Raw genomic sequence first — 17881 nt, forward strand, 5'->3', positions numbered from 1 at the left:
GTACTGATATGTTCATTACCCCGAAATCCAACCTTATCCACGTCACGGATGAAACCATGAACAAGGAAACATTCAAGGTCGAGGAAAGCAAGCGTTGTGTTTCCGTGATGACAGACTGGGGTGAAGGTGTAGGTTTCGGAATCAACGAGGTAGTCTGGACAAACAAGACCAAAACTTCAACCGAGGACCAGAAAGAAGGAACAGGAGAATAAATATTAATAACCGTGTTACCCTTGGATAGGGTAACACTTAAATAATTAACAAGATGGATTTCGCAGATATTGATAAAAATCTCCCCGACGGGAAGAACATGGGTGGACTTCCCCAGATCGTGTATTTCTGCCTGCATACCGACGTGCTAACGTTCCCTACCGAACCTAAAATGTCCGACGAGGATATAACCCTGGAGAAAATGGGTGAACTAGTAGGAGACCTTACCTTGAAAGAAGGTAAAAAAATGCATTCTTTTTACATCACGGACGATGAAGGAAAACTCGATTTCGAGAGCGTGGGGGAAAAGGATGGAAAGAGCTTCTCCGAGAAATTAAGAATTTACAATCCCGGGTTACAATCGAAATTATTAGGCTTCGTGAATATTGCTAAAAATGAAAGCCTAGTTTTCCTTGTTCCGGATTGTAATGACAATTACTTCTTGATGGGAGATACCCTCCGGGGAGCAACCCTCGACAGTATCGAGAACATGACCACGGGGCAAAAAACAGAAGAACGTCCCGGCGCGGGAATGGTCTTCGCTTACAAAACAGCGAACGTCTATCGTTATGTCGGGAAATTCCCGGCCAGCACCCCCACGGAAGTAACAGCATGAATACCGGATCCCGAAAGGGATCCTTTTTAACACCACAAGCACATGGGAAAGATTAACAACCAAGTTATAGAGATCCGGAACTGGCTGAACTCGGACAGGAACTACAATGACGGGGTATTCCTGTACAACAAATACGGGAACAACGATAGTTTAAAACGTATCTTCCCCGGTCGGGAGAAATTCCAAGCGCAAAAACTCGCCTACGAGTTGGCAAAACTGGCAGGCTTTTCCTTTTCCGATTTCTTAAAAGATCAGGTGATTCAAGAAGAAGTAACACCCGTATCCCCGAAAAAAAACACGACCGAGAACAACGAAGACACGGGCTTAACCGGACAAACGAATCGCAAAATGATCGAATACCCACCCCTAATTCGCAGGGTAATACACGAAATGAGCCGGCTATACAACGACCGGAGTATGCTAAAGACACAACAAAACGCGATCCCGGACGAGAACACTCCGGAAAACGTCGAAAAACGAAAGAATCTCGTGGATATGATCGAGGCCCTTTCCGGGCGCATCCAGCTACTTTTCGAGGCGAAAAAAGCCTACCTCGAAAGAGGCATCATCCCGGACGAGAACGCCCTATTTCCCCTGGAGGAATCGAAACAATCCATCGAGGAGTTGCAAACGAGATTGAAAAATCTCCGGAGTTATATCTCGAAAGATAAAAACATCTTAGTTTATCAACGAGAAACAAGACAAGAAAAACCGAACCCGATGCCGGACAGTCCGAAAAAGGAACGAATCTTGAAACGTATCGAGAAAAACGAGAAAGAAGTACAAGAGCTTGAAAAGCGGATTAAAGATGCTACTGACAATAACTGATATCGTGAAAAGAAAACAAACTGAAGAACCGGAAGCACAAACGCCCCCGGTTCTTCGTTTAAAATCTCCTCTCTGCAAAAAGATTTCAAACCCGGAAAGTTCCCTCCACGAGGAAATCGGGCAAATCTCTCACGACGAATGCATTCATTTTTGGTCATTCGGATCTTACTCTCTACATGAACTCATGTTCTACTTGCTCAAGCAAACGGGGCCAGCACACGTGAACCTATGTACCTGGTCTATCAGTCAAGACGCCATAGAGAAAATCACGAGAAAACACAACAACGGGGAGATTTTATCCATTCGTTTCTTGCTTGACCCGAGGGTAAAAGTTTGCAAGGCAAAACCCTTGCAGATGATCACCCGTAATTTTCGACACGCCATCACCCGGGTACACGCGAAAGTAGTAACGATCGAGAACAACGAGTGGAAAATATCCATCGTGAGCAGCCAAAACGCCACGAATAATCCTAAACTTGAACGAGGAGTTATCATCATCTCGGATGACATCCATGACTTTGACAAACAAATCATAGACAATGAATTTAGAAAGCACGAAGTTAGAAATGATCGAGCAACTAGCGGGATTATTTTACACCCCGAGGGAGATTGCCATCATCCTGGAAGTTGACCCGGAAGATCTCGACAATGAAATCGCTTCCGAGAACGGCGAAATATATACCGCTTACATGAAAGGATATTACAAGAGTGACGTGGAACTCCGGAAAAGTATCACGGAATCAGCCCTACAAGGTAGTTCCCCCGCACAGGCCATGCTAAGAGATATTCAAAAAATTTTAAAGATCAGATCATGAGAAAAGCGTTGGAAGACCAAGATTTTGAAAACATCAAATCATACTTGTTAGAAGGTAACGAGGCCGCTTTACCCGCCCATCAAAAACTCATGCTGGATCGCTGGGTCGCGGCGTCAAAGCTCCTTGACAAGAATCCCGTGATGAAAAATGCCGTGGCCATTCTCCGGTTGAAATTCCCGGGTTTAAGTCGGACGCAAGCGTACGAGGATTGCCGAAACGCCATCCGAATGTTCAACTCGAAAAAAGACTTCGATTTTGACTTGTGGCGTAACTGGTTACTCGATGACATAATAAAACTATGTATCAAGGCCCGAGAATCCGGGGATCTGAAATCATGGGCATTAGCACAACGTAACCTAATCGCCGCCCTTGGCGAGGCTCCGGCACAAGATATCGACCCGAAATTACTGGAAAAACACCCGATCGTAATTCCGATCCAGGTCAACAACAACACGTACAACGTGGATTTCAACAAGTTTTTAAGTCTATCCATCGATCAACGAACGAAACTTGCCGATGCTCTCGTCGCCCCGGCAACGGACGAGGATATTATTAAAATCATGAAATCATGATCCAAAAATTACAACTGAACCCGGCGCAACAAACCGGGGTTATCTTGCAAGCCAAGAATAAAGTGGATATCTGGGGACGAGGTACCGGGAAATCGGCGGGCATCGCCTGGGATATAAACCTGATCAATCGCTCCATGCCCAGGGCACTGACTTCCGTGACCGGGCAAACCTTCGGGCAATTACTCACCCGAACACTCCCCTCCACGTTTAAATTGCTTGAACTCATGGGATACAAGCAACACGTTTCAGCAAAAGATCCCGGTAATTACATTATCAATCGCCGTCCTCCCGATCACTTTATCACGCCCCATGAAAAAATCATGAAATACGACAACTTCATCAGTTTCTCGAACGGGAACGGTTTGTTACTACTATCACAAGACCGGGCAGGATCTTCCCGGGGACCATCCGTTGACTACGAGATCCTGGATGAAGCCTTAACCATCAACAAACAACGATACGATGAAGAGACATCCCCCACGAACCGAGGAAACGAGGGAATATTCGGTCCTAAAAGCCCCAGGCCAATTCCTTGGCACCACGGTTTTCACTATTCAAGTTCCATGCCCTACACGGCAGAGCAAAAATGGCTTTTAGAACTAGGTAATTATTACGAGGAAGAACGAGAGATCCGGTTGTTCGAAGTATGGAATCAAATCATTCGCCTTCAACTAGAATTACTCGAATGTGAATCCCGGGAAGAGTTCAAACGAATCTGGAACGAAACCATTCGTCTCAAACAGAAAATCGCTCCATTCGTGAGTAAAGAAGGAACGTTATTCACCTTCGCCAACGCCTTCGACAACATAGATAACGTCGGTTTCTCGTATATCAAACGAGAATACCAGAAACAAACGTTACTAACTTTCCTGATCGAGATCATGAATATGATCGTGGATAAGGTGGAGGATTGTTATTACCCTCTCTCCGATCGTCACGTCTATTATAACTCGACAAACGACAGTTACATCCGGGATGTTGCCGAGAACACGAATTTTGATTGGAACAAACTATCGGAATCCGATTGCAGGTACGACGCAGATTGTGATCCCCGTTCCCCGATCGAGTTATCCTTCGACTGGGGAGCCCGTATTTCCCTCATGACCGTATCGCAAGAACGTCATTTCGATTTTTCCACGGGGCTCGTGACCGATTACCCGATCCAAACGTTCATCAACGAGTTTTTCGTGAAACCGGACGTTCCCTCCACCATGATCAACGCCTTGATCGACAATTTTTGCAAATATTACACGCATCACGAAACAAAAATCATACATTACTACCGGGATCGTTACGGGGATCACCGTCAGGCAAACAGTTCTCAATCATATAACGAACAAGCCATTGACAGGCTACAAAAAAACGGCTGGACAGTCATCCCGTTTGTACATCACGGCATGGAACCCCCACAACACGATAAATTCTTACTTATCCAGAACATATTGAAAGAATCCGACCAACGTTTCCCAGCCGCAAGATTTAACGGGGTAAAATGCAAATACACACTCATTTCCATGAACAACACCCGGGTTATCGAACGGGACGGCCGCTTCGGGAAAGACAAGAAAAGCGAAAGCGCTCACTCCGGGGTTCTACCCGAGGAAGCAACCCATTTTGGTGATGCCGTGGATAAAATTTTCTGGACGAAATTCAACAATTGTCTCTACAAGTCAAATTATACATTCATACCCATCAGGCTAAAATAATACAAGACATCTTTAAAATCCAACATGAACGTAAAAAATAGAATCATTTAAAAACAAGATAAACACCTACCCTGTTTCCTCCCGAACGGGATTTTACTTCAAAATCTGTCCTTTTTTCCATGTTCACTCTCCTTTATTTTAGCGGAAAAACAGGAGTAACATGGCAACAACAATCAAAAGAAACCTCGTTTTAAAAGAACTCGATATAAAAGAAGACCCAACCACTGGAAAGCAACGTGTTTTTTCTATCACTTTTGACAAGAAAAACGGGGAACGGGTTTACTATCCTCGTGCCGTTTCCTGTGGTCTAAACATGGATCTGAAAGCGAACCGTTGCCGGGGAATCCTTGCCGTTGACCAAAACGGGAACGCAATCTCTCACCCAACACCCGTGGGGATAGACCGGATCATCAAGTATAACGATTTAAGCGTTATTTTCTAATGGCAGCGACAGTTATATATAACGATCAGGGAGTGCCATTAATGGCCTACGGGAAAAACTATTTCGCTTCAACCGCGGGAATCCCAGAAAAAACAAAGTATACAGAGCAAATTCAAGACGTTGATAATACAGTCACTATCGGGGAACACGTGTGTTGTTCTTGGGCATCCGGGAATAACTTCCCGCAAGAAGCCTCTAAAGTTATCAGCCGGACGGGAGTTTTAAACACCGGGTTAAAATTCATACACAAGGTTGTTCTCGGTCAAGGAATATTCCCTTGTCGTGTCAGTGGTTACGATGAAAAAGGGAACGAGAAACTCGAAGTTGTCAATCATCCCGAGATCATCAACCTCATGCAATCCCGCATGATCCGCCGTTATCTTGCCAACAGTTACCGGGATATCTTGAAATTCGGGATATCCTTTCCACAACTTATCCCCAATCAAGACGGTAGCAAAATCGTCGGAATAAATACCATTAACGCCCTTCATTCCAGACTAACCAAACCCGAGAATGGTCAAATAAAACATTGTATTGTTTCCGGAGAATGGCCTGATGTAAACTCTCGCAACATGGAAGTTTACCCGGTACTCGATAACTATGACCCCTTGGCGGATCTCGAAATCCTCCGGTATGAAGGCAAATTAAAAGGTAAATCTTTCATTTACCCTCTTCGAGACGAATGGGATAACGATGACATTTACCCTTTACCTTCGTGGTGGTCAGCAAAATTAGCGGGTTGGATAGACGTGGCAAATAAAATCCCCGCCTTCCTCGCGAAAGCATACGAGAATCAAATCACCTGGATGTGGCACGTGAAAATTCCATACGCTTACTGGGATAAACGATTCCCAGTAGCAGATTACCCGGATAAATCAATCCGCCAACAAAAAATCCAAGAAGAAATGGATCTGATCGAGGAGAGTTTAACCGACTCGGCAAACGCCAACAAGGCTATTTTCACGCATTACACGATCGGCACAAACGGGAAACCCGAGGAGCAATGGATTATCGAACCACTGGACAACAAATACAAGGCAGATGATAAACTATTAACCTCAGCCGCGGCAAACTCCGAGATATTGTTCTCGCTCATGGTAAACCCGAACGTTCTCGGTGCCGGGATGCCGGGCGGGACCTACGCGGGAAATCAAGGCGGAAGCAACATCCGGGAAGCATTTCTTGTGAACGTGGCCATGGCATGGCTTGACAGGCAAAATATACTGGATCCTATCGAAACCATGTTACAATTTAACGGTATTAAAGACATCCAATTGAGATTTAGAAACACGATACTAACCACGCTGGACACCGGTTCCGGCACGCAAAAAGTAATATCATGATTTTCTCGACAGATAAAACGACCCTTTTACGGGAAATTCAAGAATTCCTCCCGTTCGCCTCGAACTACGATCTTGAACGAGTAATCCCGTTACTGGAAGACACGGAAAAACATTTTCTCACCCCACTCCTTGGCACGGCTCTACACGAACGTCTAACGAAAGACATGGGAACGTACAACGAAGAGATCAAAATGTGCAGGAAAGCCGTGGCCAATATCATGGTTTACATGAATTTTACCTTGCTAAACACGCAACTTCTCCCGGGTGGTTTCACTCGAATCAGCGGGGAAAACACGAGTTCCTTGTACAAGTACCAAGAAGAAGACTTGAAAAAGATATTCCGGCGTAACGGTTTCGATCAGCTTGATGTTATCGTGGAATATTTCATGAAGAACCGGGAACGTTTCCCTGAATTCGAAACATCAGACTATTACATTTCCGGGCAACACGAAGTGATACCGGATCGTTTCGTGTTCTCGAAATTTTACAAAACAATATCACACGTCGTTTTCAAACACCTTCAACCATTCATCCACCGGGCTATCGACCTGGACATCTCTCCCATCATCACCATAAACGAGACGGTCTTGCAAGATACCAACCTTTTACAACTGATTCGCCCGATCGTGGTTTACCTTGCCGTGGCTTACGCCATCGAGGATTCGGGGGTGAATATTGATGAAACGGGGGTCTGGCTTGAAAACAAGATTCCCGCGGACGGAATTATCGAGAGAAACCCGTTATCGAAAGAGACAAGCGATGCCTTGGTCACACGATATCGAGAACTCGCCTCACGGTACATGGATCATCTCACGAAAGAAGTTTCCGGGGTATCGGAAAACATTAACGTGTTCGCTAGGGATAACAAGAACAAGAAAACTATTTGGATATAAACCAAAATATCATGAACAACATCAAGATAACATATCATCATTGGTTCCGGGAAAAGAGCATTGAAACGACTTTCCCGTCATGTTGGTCCGAGATGACACCAAGACAATTCCTTGCCTTAACATCTCACCCGGATGATCATGAATTACTTGCCGTCATGCTAGATATACCCAAGCGAATCGTGAAACGGTTATCATTATTGCAGATCCACGAGCTGGCCAACCTTTTTGATTTCATAAAACGAGATCAAAAAGTCTCATCTTTCTCTTTAACTACCCTGCGAATCCCGTCCGCGGGAATCCTTCATTCCCCGAACCCCAAACTACAAGAAATGCCATTCATGCAGTTCGTTTACGTGGATACTTTTTACATGAGTTACGCCGTTGATCCACGTTTCGAAACATTATGTAAACTTGTATCTTACCTGTATTCTCCTAAAACCGGTTTCAACAAGATAACAGCAGACGCTAACATAGACAAGATAAGAAAACTCGACAAAAAGACACTAGAGGCTATCTCCTTAAACTACGGGCTTATCAGGAAATGGATCACGGAACGTTACCCCCTCGTTTTCCCGAAACACTCTAACACGAGAAAAAGTCACGATTCTTCCTGGCTTGACGTGTTCGACAATATTGTCGGGGACGATTTAAAAGACCGGGATAAATACGCCGAAGTTCCCGTGAACGCCGTCTTCAGGTTCATAACGAAAAAAATCAAGGAGGGAAGAAAATGAAACAGGAATATTCTGATATAGCGAACTATTTCCAAGACTTGGCACAAAAGCACAAGGAAATAAAAGAATTCAAACGTTACGAGTTAGATGAACTTCTTTCAAACGCCATGTTCGCATGTTACCCGGCCCTCGTGCTAGAGGGATTTGACTTCGACTTTTCCGGCTCCTCTCCTGACAACGTGTTAAAAAACCGGACAGGTGGGTTCAATATAGTGCTTCCCTGCAATATCAATAACGCGGAGGAAAGAACACAAACCCTTGATCACCTCGAAACGATCGGGGACCAGTTCATCATGAAAATCGCGAAAGACAAGAAAGAGCGTCACCCCTTGCTCACCACTTTCGACCTGTCTTCCATCGAAGGTATTCATTTCGCGAACCCAGCTCATGGAATCGTGTTTTGCCGTTACACCTTCACGTTAAGAACAAAAATCGTAGAGGATCTATCAGTATGGGAGTAGAATTATTAAAAATACCGGCTAAACTAGCCCCTTCCGGGAATCCCATGAACTTCAAAGTTCGGGCGGGGAACTACGCCATTTCCGGGCATCGACTCACTGCCCAAATTCAAATCGAAACGGTTCCGGACAGCGGGATTTTTCACGCCTTGCCCGTCATGAATCTGGATCCCGATGAAACAGGTGTGGCAGATTTGGACGTTAGCACTATCATTCACCGGAGAATGCAAACAGAGCTACCGGCTTTCGAGGATTCCCGGGTTACCCGTCTTTTAAAATCCACGCTTCGTTACAAGGTCCTATTCTCGGAATACTATGGGAATCAATCAGCGATGAAAGAAACGAGTATTTTAACTGCAATGAAGTGTCGCTTGAATTTCTATAATTATCCCCTCGAAACAATCGAGGATTACATTATTCAAGGCAAAAACTACTTGTCTCATCGCCCGGAAACAATCGACACCCACCCCGGGGAAATTCATTATCTCGTGGTATTAACCCTGTTTCCGGACACTTACACGACAAAACTATCTGCCCGGTATTCGGATGGAACTGAAAACACGATAGACTTGCATACTTTCACCTCTGTCACGGAATACAACGTGTTCGCCATCCCGTCTGGCTTGAAACACTTGAACCTCGCGAAAACAGGTATTTCACTTGTTTCTTACACTATATGGGTTGAAAATTCTTCTCACGAGATCGCTTTCAAGAAAATAACATTTAACGTGTTTCCCGGCAACCCGGCAAATCGTTGTTTCTTGTTTGGAAATCTACTCGGGGGTATTGATACCATAATCACGGAATATCAATCCGATTCACTAAAAGTGGAACGAGAAGCCTTCCAAAAATACCTGCCCATGGATTACAAGGCAAATAGTTACAACATCACGACATTCGTATCCGGGTACACGAATATTTTCGAGGCCTCGACCGGATATATCAGCCGAAAATTAGCAGAAGTATGCAAGGAAATGGCCATCAGTGAAACCGTGTTCCTCGTGGGGAAAAAATCTTTCATCGCTATCAATATAGACAAAGGAACTTTTGATATTGCTAACGACAAGGAAGATCTTCAATCATTCACGTTCAAGTATTCCCCAGCCTTTGAAAAAGACTTGATATTCCTTTCTGTTGGTGCAAGCGAATCTTATTCAGATAACGATTATAATGAAGATTATGACTAGCCTGGAAGAATTAAAACAATTGATCGACTATATTCATCGTCGATTACCGTCCGAAGAGAAAATCGACGCCGCGGAACATAATCGTATCCTAAAAACTCTTGTTGACACGCTGGCCGGAATCGGTGCGAACGTATTTTTAGGTATCACCACACCCGAGACTATACCGGAACAATCCCCGGCTATCAAATGTTTTTACCTGGCAACAAAGAAAGGGAATTACCCTCATTTCGGAGATCTTGTTATAAACAGTCCCCTCGCAGTAATCTACTGGAACGGCTTTGACTGGGAAAAACATGAAATCGAAGTTTCTGTAAACGTAAATGTAGACATTAATGATTTCGTTGATTTAAGTAATTTCGCTAAATTAACGGCAGATAACGAGTTTGTTGGAAATCAAAAAATAATAGGCTCTCTCGAAATTGGAGAAACTCGGGGAAAACTTCGTCCAGCAGTAACCCGCAACAGAGAAATGGCTGATGGTAATGCAACTGTATGGGATGACTTATTGAAAGTAATCAAAACTGTTAAACAAGTACCCGATTCAAAACTATTTAATGAACACGCTTGGGAAGACTGGTTTAATCAGGCACTTCGTACTTTCGATGATGTGAAATTTAAGAGTCTTAAATCTACAGAATTCGAAACCAAGGTAAAAGGATGGATAATAGACGCCATGGGTGACGCGGAGTTCCGTAAACTAATCCTTCGGGAAGGTTTCAAAACGGCGGATTTCATTCCCGGTGTTCTTGGTGCTGGCACGGGCATGGTTGGGACGGAAGATTTCACTACCGGGAAGTTGACTGTTCGGAATTACATGGAGGTGATGGCTCTCGCCATTGCGCAGGTATTTTGGCGTGGAGGGCAAGACGTGTATTCTCCATCAGGAATGAAGGTCAACAAGGTAGAGGAATATGACGATTACTGGCGTTGTTACATGGAAACTTCCAAGGGACAAAAGAATACTTGCACGGTCGGGGCTCAGATGCGTTGTAACAAGTACGGGGATGACAGGAAAAAATATTATTGGAACCTTGTAACAAGTACCGGGGAGAATTATATTGATTTGTCGAAAACAGACCGGGACGGTGTTGACGTGCCGGAGGTGGGGGATGAGCTGGCGCAGTTCGGGCACAGGACGGACCCGAATCTCTCTTGGCTCCTTGTTATTTCCTCTATGCCGGAGGATGCGGGGATGACGATGTACGCTGGGGTGGATAGTTACACGCTCTCGGGAAAATGGGCTATTAGAGTGGGTAAAGCCCCAGACGGGAGTAACCGGGTAGGAATATTCACGAAAAATGGGGAGCTCTCTGATGTTATCGAGGGGTTGGAGGAAAAAATTCAAGACGCCATAGCCAAAACAGTAGACATAACCGCACCCTCTCAAGTGTTTAAATACGAGGCGGCTTACACGGGTACCCCAACCCCGGCAAGCATCCTTTTAATGGCACTCCCGAGGAATTTCACGCCGACGTCGTACCAGTGGCAATTCTTAAATGGCAGCACTTGGACGAACATAAGCGGGGCGACCTCCTCGACTTATTCGGTTGCACCGGGTAACACCACGTTGTTTCCTCCCGGTGTTTACACGAGAACATTCCGGTGTGTATGTAACGGTGACGAGAAATTGTCGGATAATTTCACGCTTGCCAAGTTAGCGGATGGTGCAACAGGGCAGCCCGGAGTGGCGGGCAAGGGGGTAAAAAGTACAGTGGTAACCTATCAAGACTCTACCTCCGGCACGACGGCACCCACGGGAACATGGTTAGCAAGTATTCCACCCGTGGCGGCTGGTTCTTACTTGTGGAGCAAGACCGAGATAACGTACACGGATAACTCTAAAAGCACGATGTATTCCGTGGCAAGGATGGGAACGAATGGTACTAACGGGAACGCCGGGAACGGGGTAAGCGGCACGGTGGTGACGTACCAAGCCTCAACTTCCGGCACGACCGCACCGACTGGGACGTGGAGTAACACCATTCCCCCGGTTTCGGCAGGTTCTTTCCTTTGGACGAAAACGGTAATCAGTTACACGAATGGAACAAGTTCGACAATTTACTCCGTGGGTAAGATGGGAAGCACGGGAGCGGCGGGGAAAGACGCTTACACGATCCTGCTAACCAACGAGGCTCACACGGTGGCTTGCGATGCCAACGGGAATCCGTTACCGGGAGAATTGGCGAAGGCGAAAACGAAGATAACTGCCTACAAGGGGACTTCTAAATTAGCGGCAGTTCATTCCGGGGCAACGACGGGGCAATTCTATGTCGTTAGTTTAACAAGTGTTGGCGGAGCATTTCAATTAAATGGTAATGACGAGATAACATGTACAGCCATGAACGCGGACACGGCGTCATACACTTGTAAAGTTTATCTTGAATCCACTTCTTTCTATGTGGAGAAAACATTTATTGTCACGAAAGCGAAATCCGGGGAAAATTACTGGAAAACTGACGTGTGGCTGGATGCGTCCTCCTATGACGCTGACAAATGGATACCTTTTACCGGTACGGCTTTGCAAAGAATGGGATACAACAGGATATGCGTTTCGGTGGCGCTTAATAGTGGAACTAAACCGGCTTGGAGTACTCATGCCTCTGGTTTCTCGGTTGACTTTGATTTCGATATGCAAGCGAGCGGGTGGGGAACGACTGACGCGCAAACTCTGATTTACGCTGACACGTACAAGTTCTGCCCGGAGTCCCCGGCGAGTTGCGGGCAAATGACGTATTCAAGCATCCCGGTTTTGTACTTGCGTGGAGGGGGCAAGTATCACGTGAAAACTGATTTTCCCGTCACGTGGACCCCAAGGCCTGACGGGTACACGTGGACCAGTGGATCGTACACGCAATCGGTAAGCCCGCAAACGAGTAGGCCGAAGCCGGTTGGGACAAGCATAATCGGTCGTGGTGTTAGATCGGTGGCGAACAAGTACGCCGTTTCGTCAAGCAACACGACAGCCCCCACGTCGTGGTCAGACACGGTACCATCCACGACGACGATGAATAGATACCTTTGGAATTACGAGATCATAACCTACACGGATGGCACGACGACGGAAACGAACAAGCGGGTGATCGGGGTGCATGGAGCCACCGGAGCCACGGGAGTGGGGATTAAATCGATCACCGAGTATTACCTCGCTTCCGCTAGTGCAAGTGGCGTGACAACATCCACGTCGGGATGGACGACCGGGATGCAAGTCACCACAACGACAAAGAAGTACTTGTGGAATTACGAGATTGTCACGTACACGGATAATAGTAAATACACTAGCACGCCCGTGATCATCGGGACTCATGGTGCCACCGGAAACAAGGGCGACACGGGTGCAGCGGGGAAGGGCGTGAAAAGCACGACCGTGACCTACCAATCTAGTACTGGCGGTACCACCGCGCCAACAGGCACGTGGTCATCAAGCATTCCGGCAGTACCTGCTGGTTCCTACTTGTGGAGCAAGACCGAGATAACGTACACGGATAACCAGAAGAGTACCGTGTATTCAGTGGCGAGGATGGGCACGAACGGGACTAATGGTAATGCCGGGAACGGGGTAAGTAGCACGACTGTAACTTATCAAGCATCAACGTCTGGTACTATCGCCCCCACGGGGGCATGGAGTGGCACGATTCCATCGGTGTCGGCGGGTTCTTTCCTTTGGACGAAAACGGTAATTAGTTACACGAATGGAACTAGTTCGACAATCTACTCCGTGGGAAAGATGGGTAACACGGGAACCCAAGGGGTACCCGGCGAGTCTGTCAACGGGAAGATGTTGTATAAAGACCCGGAATTTAAAGTAGGGTTAAACGGGACTAGAACTTATGGTGCGCAAAATGGCGGGGGAACCGTGGTAATATCTCGCACGAAAAAATCAACAGGTCAAAATCAAGCGGGATCGTTGACATCCACCGAGGCGGCCCAAATAAAGGAAAAACTAGCGGGTTCCCCGTACTCGGAATCGGATTGGTGCTTGTACATCAAGTGTCATGGTGGCACGTCAACAGGTCATCTAGGAGGATTCTACTTCGGGAATCAATCGAGAGCGAATGCCGTGTTCATCGTTAAAGTTAGTGCCAAAATACCCGTCGGGTACACGCTTAAAAACGCTCATAATTCACATGGAACTGGTTACAAGCAAGAATTTCTAACCCCCATGGTGGGAACGGGGAAATACGAGACTTATATTTTCAAGGAAACTTGCGGTCCAACCGGAACTTTTAACACCGTGAATCACCTTTACCTTTCTGGCCCGGTGACAACCGAGGCCGCCCCTTGCGAGTGGTTCGTGGATTACGCAACTGTCTTTGACCAAACGTCGGACGGGTATGCCGATATAGAAATCGTCACGAAAGATTCTTTCGCGGTACAGCTTGGGTTTACGAATTTCGAGGCACTGAAGGCGAACGCTTTAACTAAAGGTCCGCTAATAAAAGCGGGGCTTATTAACGCGGATGTTATAGATGTCAACACGCTGGCGGCCAATAACGCTTTTATCGACAAGTTAAGAACGAACATCCTAAAGGCTAACGTTATCACGGCCAATATGATTTCCGTTATCGGTTTCACGTTTGCCGACAACAAGATAATTGGCGGCAAAGACTTTGGTGTGGGACCGGGGGTAAAGGTAACATCAACGGATTCGGAGAAATCATTTAAAGCTTACAAGGATGCTAGTAACTATATTAGCATGTACTATAATAGCGCTAGTGACTGGGGGTTGAAAGGGGTTGTGGGAGGTGCGGAACTGTTAAAATTAGGGATAACGAACAAGCTCGGTCCTTTCGCTATCGAGGGATCGTGGCTAAGGGGTAGCAACCTGGCTCTATCTGGTTCCCAGTTAAATTTCAGTTATAGCGGCCATCAAGTGTACGTGGGTAGTCATCCTGACATGACTACCGCCGGGAATGCCAAGCTGGGGACTTTCATGTTGTCCGGGGGAGGTTATGGAGGTCTGGGTAGTAATAAACAAGTGGCGTTGATCGCGGGAGCCCCCAATAATGGTAATTCTTATGCCATGGCGGTGACACAGGGGATGTTAAAAATGTTCTCAAACGCGCACATCGTGTCGGGAGTTTCCAGGGCTTACATGACGGGAACCAACCCGGGTATAACGCTGGGTAACGAGCATCCCAATATGATATGCCTTTACGGTACTGGTAACAGGAAGAAAGTAAACTTGTACGCGGGTATGGAAATCGGAAGCCATTTTTTCATAACAAGCGAGGCCTCGCAAGGGTTTGACGTGTTATGCACGGGAAGTGAAAGATTTTACCGCAACGGGAACACGTACGTGGCTGTCCAGTCAAGTGGACAAGATACTGTTCTCGTGATGAAGACGGACACGTACAAGTGGACGGCCTGCCAGCTGCCTATTAACTGGCTTGGGACGTGGAATCCTTGATTGTAAGAAGTGAATTAATATCGAACATGTAAAATTAACGAGTATGAAACTGACATTTGTAGACAGATTTGCCATTAAGAATCTCATTCCTGATCAGGCTAACATCATAAAAGGTATGTTGTTCAATTCAATCGCCAAAAAAGTGAATTTCACCCCGGAGGAGATAGATCGTCATGAACTTTTGAATGAAGAAACGATTATAAACAATATCACAGAGACCATAGATGTGGTATTCGAGGAATCCGAGTTAGCGGTACTGAGAGAGAGGATCGACGAGATGGATCAAGCGGGAACGATTCCATTGCAGCTTATCGATTCTTATTGCAAGATAAAGAACACGAACGTTTAATTTGAAAATTATAGGAAATGGAAATTAATTACAAGACAGTAGCGACAACCACGATCCCGGTTATTTTGAAAGGGATCAACGTGAATTTTTCGGCGGAGTACGAGAACAACATCCCCGGTATCGTGACTTTTAGTTGCGACGGGCATTTCGTGGACGAGAATTCACGGCGTTCCGATTATTTGAATTTTAGCGGGTCTTACGACTGCGAGAATCACTCTTTCACAGCCATCAGTGGTGGTCCGGTGTCACCCGTTTTCTTGACGTTGCTGGAACAACCGATCATGGAGTTCTACAACACGATCAAGGAAAGGTGATAAAAAAAGGGGGGAACTTTTTCCATCACGGTACTTGTTCCCTCCATAATTAGAGTTTTCAATACGCAAAAATAGTAACAAATAATGCAATATTGAAAAATAATGGAATAAAAGGAGGCGAGTAATGATAGAATTTTTTGTAACAGGTGATTTTAACGTTATTCAATCGCAAGTGTACATTATACTGGCGATGTGGGCTATAATGGTTCTCGCTGTTTGTATCGACTTGTGGGCAGGTACGGATAGTGCTAAAGCCCGGGGAGAGAAGATTTATTCTGGCGGTTTGCGGAGAACTTTTTCGAAGCTTGGGGATTACTGGCGAATACAAGTCATGGCCTTGATATTTGACTTGATCGGGAGTTGCATAGACTGGTACACGTTACCTTTCGCCTCGATGCTCGTGACGGCCGCTATCGTGTTGATCGAGGGCCGAAGTGTTTGGGAAAACGAGAGGGCAAAGAAGAGCCAGGTGGCGAAACTGCCGGACGCTATCCGGGCGATAATTCAATGTGCCGACGCTAAAACGGCGGAACAGTTACTGGACAAATTAAAAAAACTCGATGATGAAACTAGAACTAAATAGAATAGCGAAGAAACCTTTATACACGATTGGTCGGTTATTCGTGGACGGGGAATATTTCTGTGACACCTTGGAAGATCGTTGTCGGGATTTGGACAAGGAAGAGAAGGTGATGAACGAGACGGCGATCCCGGCAGGAACCTACGAGGTTATCGTGAACGTGTCCGCGAAATTTAAACGGAAATTGCCTTTGCTTTTGAATGTTCCCCACTTCACGGGTATAAGAATTCACAAGGGTAATACAGACAAGGACACATCCGGGTGTATTCTCGTGGGAGAAAACAGGATACCCGGAAGAGTGATTAACTCGACAAATTACGAGTTAAGATTAACACGTGTACTGGAGGAAGCGATGGTGGCCGGGGAAAAAATAACCATAACAGTAAAATAGCAAGTTTTATGAAAGCAAAAGAGTATTCAGTTTTTGAAGGGGGAGAGCGTAACTGTCATCAGCCTGTGAATGCAAGTGAGCAAACAATTCATCGAGGGTCCCCCATTGGCGTGTGTTCCCGAAATGAAGAATTATCTTCCATAAATAGGGATGTTCAACAAACAGGGGGAACATCTTTGTTGCTATCACGTTGTAATAATCTCGATGATATTTTGGCTCGGACAAAATTGAACCCCAAGATTGTAACCATCCCGGATGACTGGCAGAAGAAAGCAACCGAGGATTTTTTGAAAGGAGGGCATCTAGATAATCCCGGGGAGAGGGGTGTAATGGGTCGGGTATTTTGATGACGAAACAAGAGCAGTATGAATAAATTTCTAGTCGTGTGTTGTATGGCTTGTTTCGCGATTGGATTCTCTTTCGGTCGTGGAACAGTGGAAAAAAAAGAAACCGTTCATCACGTGGAGGGTAAAACGATCCATGACACGATTACCCACCTCGTTTGTGATACCGTTTACCTAGCGGGAGAATTGAAATACAAGTACATTTATAAAACAGACACCATTTTTAAAGATGTTCCTATCGTGGATCGTGAGGCCACGCTAGCGGAAACAGTGAGAGATTGGAACTTAACACGAAGTTACAAGAAAACCTTATTCGATAACGAGCATGGCAGGTTTTCGATAGATTTACTTGTGAAATATAACGAGTTACAACAACTCGACTATTCTTTTACTCCCGTTCACAAGGAAATTAAGATCACTAAAAATGATATTTTTACTCCATTCGTGTCGGTCTCCATGTTAACCCTGAACTCGTTTAGTATCGGCGGGGGATTTTTCTATCACAACTTGGGGTGTCGAGTAGAATGGGCACCGGTTGGTTTAAATTGGGGAATAATGTATAAATTTTAACTCTCGATCATTTCCAACTTTTTGATATGTAACGATGGCGTAAAAAGGCATCAAAAATAATTCAGGATTCTATACGGTAATAAATTAGGGTAAACACGGGATTGAATACAAGTCTTTTCACG

Annotated in this window: 20 protein-coding genes; 19 read left to right on the forward strand and 1 reads right to left on the reverse strand. The window is 45.6% G+C overall.

Going from position 1 to position 17881, the window contains the following annotated elements; genetic code table 11:
* From AB5542_RS11445 to AB5542_RS11455, 3 genes are all read left to right on the forward strand, one after another.
* Positions 1–212, forward strand: a 212-nt coding sequence (locus AB5542_RS11445; protein WP_368243067.1) for a hypothetical protein, incomplete at its 5' end; no start/stop codon positions are given.
* Positions 213–265: 53 nt separating this feature from the next.
* Positions 266–826 (forward strand): hypothetical protein, encoded by a 561-nt coding sequence (locus AB5542_RS11450; protein WP_270430157.1) that lies wholly within the window; start codon positions 266–268, stop codon positions 824–826.
* A 42-nt stretch (positions 827–868) separates the two neighbouring features.
* On the forward strand, positions 869–1654 hold the full coding sequence (locus AB5542_RS11455) for a hypothetical protein (RefSeq protein ID WP_278701289.1): 786 nt from the start codon (positions 869–871) through the stop codon (positions 1652–1654).
* A gap of 246 nt (positions 1655–1900) precedes the next feature.
* Here AB5542_RS11455 and AB5542_RS11460 read toward each other — a convergent pair whose 3' ends face one another.
* Positions 1901–2188 (reverse strand): hypothetical protein, encoded by a 288-nt coding sequence (locus tag AB5542_RS11460; RefSeq protein ID WP_279038266.1) that lies wholly within the window; start codon positions 2186–2188, stop codon positions 1901–1903.
* A gap of 5 nt (positions 2189–2193) precedes the next feature.
* On the opposite strand from AB5542_RS11460, the gene AB5542_RS11465 reads away from it, so the two are divergent.
* From AB5542_RS11465 to AB5542_RS11540, 16 genes are all read left to right on the forward strand, one after another.
* Entirely contained in the window at positions 2194–2469 is a 276-nt protein-coding gene (locus AB5542_RS11465; RefSeq protein ID WP_279038267.1) for a hypothetical protein, read from the forward strand.
* Complete coding sequence (locus AB5542_RS11470) at positions 2466–3041, forward strand: hypothetical protein (protein ID WP_270430153.1); 576 nt, start codon at positions 2466–2468, stop codon at positions 3039–3041. Before AB5542_RS11465 ends, AB5542_RS11470 begins: the two co-directional genes overlap by 4 nt.
* Positions 3038–4747 carry a hypothetical protein gene (locus AB5542_RS11475; RefSeq protein ID WP_288215058.1) on the forward strand — a complete coding sequence of 570 codons (1710 nt, stop codon included), beginning with the start codon at positions 3038–3040 and terminating at the stop codon, positions 4745–4747. The genes AB5542_RS11470 and AB5542_RS11475 overlap by 4 nt, the downstream gene beginning before the upstream one ends.
* 160 nt (positions 4748–4907) lie before the next feature.
* Positions 4908–5189 (forward strand): hypothetical protein, encoded by a 282-nt coding sequence (locus AB5542_RS11480; protein ID WP_278701294.1) that lies wholly within the window; start codon positions 4908–4910, stop codon positions 5187–5189.
* Positions 5189–6532 (forward strand): hypothetical protein, encoded by a 1344-nt coding sequence (locus AB5542_RS11485; protein ID WP_278701296.1) that lies wholly within the window; start codon positions 5189–5191, stop codon positions 6530–6532. Before AB5542_RS11480 ends, AB5542_RS11485 begins: the two co-directional genes overlap by 1 nt.
* Positions 6529–7425 (forward strand): DUF6712 family protein, encoded by an 897-nt coding sequence (locus AB5542_RS11490; protein ID WP_278701298.1) that lies wholly within the window; start codon positions 6529–6531, stop codon positions 7423–7425. Before AB5542_RS11485 ends, AB5542_RS11490 begins: the two co-directional genes overlap by 4 nt.
* An 11-nt stretch (positions 7426–7436) precedes the next feature.
* Positions 7437–8159 carry a hypothetical protein gene (locus tag AB5542_RS11495; RefSeq protein WP_279038272.1) on the forward strand — a complete coding sequence of 241 codons (723 nt, stop codon included), beginning with the start codon at positions 7437–7439 and terminating at the stop codon, positions 8157–8159.
* Entirely contained in the window at positions 8156–8620 is a 465-nt protein-coding gene (locus AB5542_RS11500; protein ID WP_279038273.1) for a hypothetical protein, read from the forward strand. Before AB5542_RS11495 ends, AB5542_RS11500 begins: the two co-directional genes overlap by 4 nt.
* On the forward strand, positions 8611–9804 hold the full coding sequence (locus AB5542_RS11505) for a hypothetical protein (RefSeq protein ID WP_270430139.1): 1194 nt from the start codon (positions 8611–8613) through the stop codon (positions 9802–9804). Before AB5542_RS11500 ends, AB5542_RS11505 begins: the two co-directional genes overlap by 10 nt.
* Positions 9797–15211, forward strand: a complete 5415-nt coding sequence (locus AB5542_RS11510) for a hypothetical protein (protein ID WP_368243068.1) — start codon at positions 9797–9799, stop codon at positions 15209–15211. Before AB5542_RS11505 ends, AB5542_RS11510 begins: the two co-directional genes overlap by 8 nt.
* A 43-nt stretch (positions 15212–15254) precedes the next feature.
* The gene (locus tag AB5542_RS11515; RefSeq protein ID WP_270429700.1) at positions 15255–15560 is read left to right on the forward strand and encodes a hypothetical protein; all 306 of its coding nucleotides are present in this window, start codon (positions 15255–15257) and stop codon (positions 15558–15560) included.
* Between the two features lie 17 nt (positions 15561–15577).
* Entirely contained in the window at positions 15578–15874 is a 297-nt protein-coding gene (locus tag AB5542_RS11520) for a hypothetical protein (RefSeq protein ID WP_270429701.1), read from the forward strand.
* A gap of 124 nt (positions 15875–15998) precedes the next feature.
* Positions 15999–16457, forward strand: coding sequence for a hypothetical protein (locus AB5542_RS11525; RefSeq protein WP_278701303.1), 459 nt, complete (start codon positions 15999–16001; stop codon positions 16455–16457).
* The gene (locus tag AB5542_RS11530) at positions 16438–16845 is read left to right on the forward strand and encodes a DUF5675 family protein (RefSeq protein WP_279108369.1); all 408 of its coding nucleotides are present in this window, start codon (positions 16438–16440) and stop codon (positions 16843–16845) included. The genes AB5542_RS11525 and AB5542_RS11530 overlap by 20 nt, the downstream gene beginning before the upstream one ends.
* A gap of 8 nt (positions 16846–16853) precedes the next feature.
* Positions 16854–17192: a hypothetical protein gene (locus tag AB5542_RS11535; RefSeq protein ID WP_288215056.1), complete on the forward strand. Its 339-nt coding sequence runs from the start codon at positions 16854–16856 to the stop codon at positions 17190–17192.
* A gap of 18 nt (positions 17193–17210) precedes the next feature.
* Positions 17211–17759, forward strand: coding sequence for a hypothetical protein (locus AB5542_RS11540; RefSeq protein ID WP_270429703.1), 549 nt, complete (start codon positions 17211–17213; stop codon positions 17757–17759).
* Positions 17760–17881: the final 122 nt, after the last annotated feature.

Source organism: Butyricimonas sp. RTP31003st1_G1_RTP31003_210430 (genome assembly GCF_040920905.1).
Taxonomy (GTDB): domain Bacteria; phylum Bacteroidota; class Bacteroidia; order Bacteroidales; family Marinifilaceae; genus Butyricimonas; species Butyricimonas paravirosa.

Coding starts and splice junctions, on each gene's coding strand:
- AB5542_RS11470 (WP_270430153.1), top strand. CDS start 2,466: ATGAGAAAAGCGTTGGAAGACCAAGATTTTGAAAACATCAAATCATAC.
- AB5542_RS11480 (WP_278701294.1), top strand. CDS start 4,908: ATGGCAACAACAATCAAAAGAAACCTCGTTTTAAAAGAACTCGATATA.
- AB5542_RS11500 (WP_279038273.1), top strand. CDS start 8,156: ATGAAACAGGAATATTCTGATATAGCGAACTATTTCCAAGACTTGGCA.
- AB5542_RS11515 (WP_270429700.1), top strand. CDS start 15,255: ATGAAACTGACATTTGTAGACAGATTTGCCATTAAGAATCTCATTCCT.
- AB5542_RS11520 (WP_270429701.1), top strand. CDS start 15,578: ATGGAAATTAATTACAAGACAGTAGCGACAACCACGATCCCGGTTATT.
- AB5542_RS11490 (WP_278701298.1), top strand. CDS start 6,529: ATGATTTTCTCGACAGATAAAACGACCCTTTTACGGGAAATTCAAGAA.
- AB5542_RS11540 (WP_270429703.1), top strand. CDS start 17,211: ATGAATAAATTTCTAGTCGTGTGTTGTATGGCTTGTTTCGCGATTGGA.
- AB5542_RS11450 (WP_270430157.1), top strand. CDS start 266: ATGGATTTCGCAGATATTGATAAAAATCTCCCCGACGGGAAGAACATG.
- AB5542_RS11465 (WP_279038267.1), top strand. CDS start 2,194: ATGAATTTAGAAAGCACGAAGTTAGAAATGATCGAGCAACTAGCGGGA.
- AB5542_RS11510 (WP_368243068.1), top strand. CDS start 9,797: ATGACTAGCCTGGAAGAATTAAAACAATTGATCGACTATATTCATCGT.
- AB5542_RS11485 (WP_278701296.1), top strand. CDS start 5,189: ATGGCAGCGACAGTTATATATAACGATCAGGGAGTGCCATTAATGGCC.
- AB5542_RS11535 (WP_288215056.1), top strand. CDS start 16,854: ATGAAAGCAAAAGAGTATTCAGTTTTTGAAGGGGGAGAGCGTAACTGT.
- AB5542_RS11505 (WP_270430139.1), top strand. CDS start 8,611: ATGGGAGTAGAATTATTAAAAATACCGGCTAAACTAGCCCCTTCCGGG.
- AB5542_RS11460 (WP_279038266.1), bottom strand. CDS start 2,188: ATGATTTGTTTGTCAAAGTCATGGATGTCATCCGAGATGATGATAACT.
- AB5542_RS11495 (WP_279038272.1), top strand. CDS start 7,437: ATGAACAACATCAAGATAACATATCATCATTGGTTCCGGGAAAAGAGC.
- AB5542_RS11525 (WP_278701303.1), top strand. CDS start 15,999: ATGATAGAATTTTTTGTAACAGGTGATTTTAACGTTATTCAATCGCAA.
- AB5542_RS11475 (WP_288215058.1), top strand. CDS start 3,038: ATGATCCAAAAATTACAACTGAACCCGGCGCAACAAACCGGGGTTATC.
- AB5542_RS11530 (WP_279108369.1), top strand. CDS start 16,438: ATGAAACTAGAACTAAATAGAATAGCGAAGAAACCTTTATACACGATT.
- AB5542_RS11455 (WP_278701289.1), top strand. CDS start 869: ATGGGAAAGATTAACAACCAAGTTATAGAGATCCGGAACTGGCTGAAC.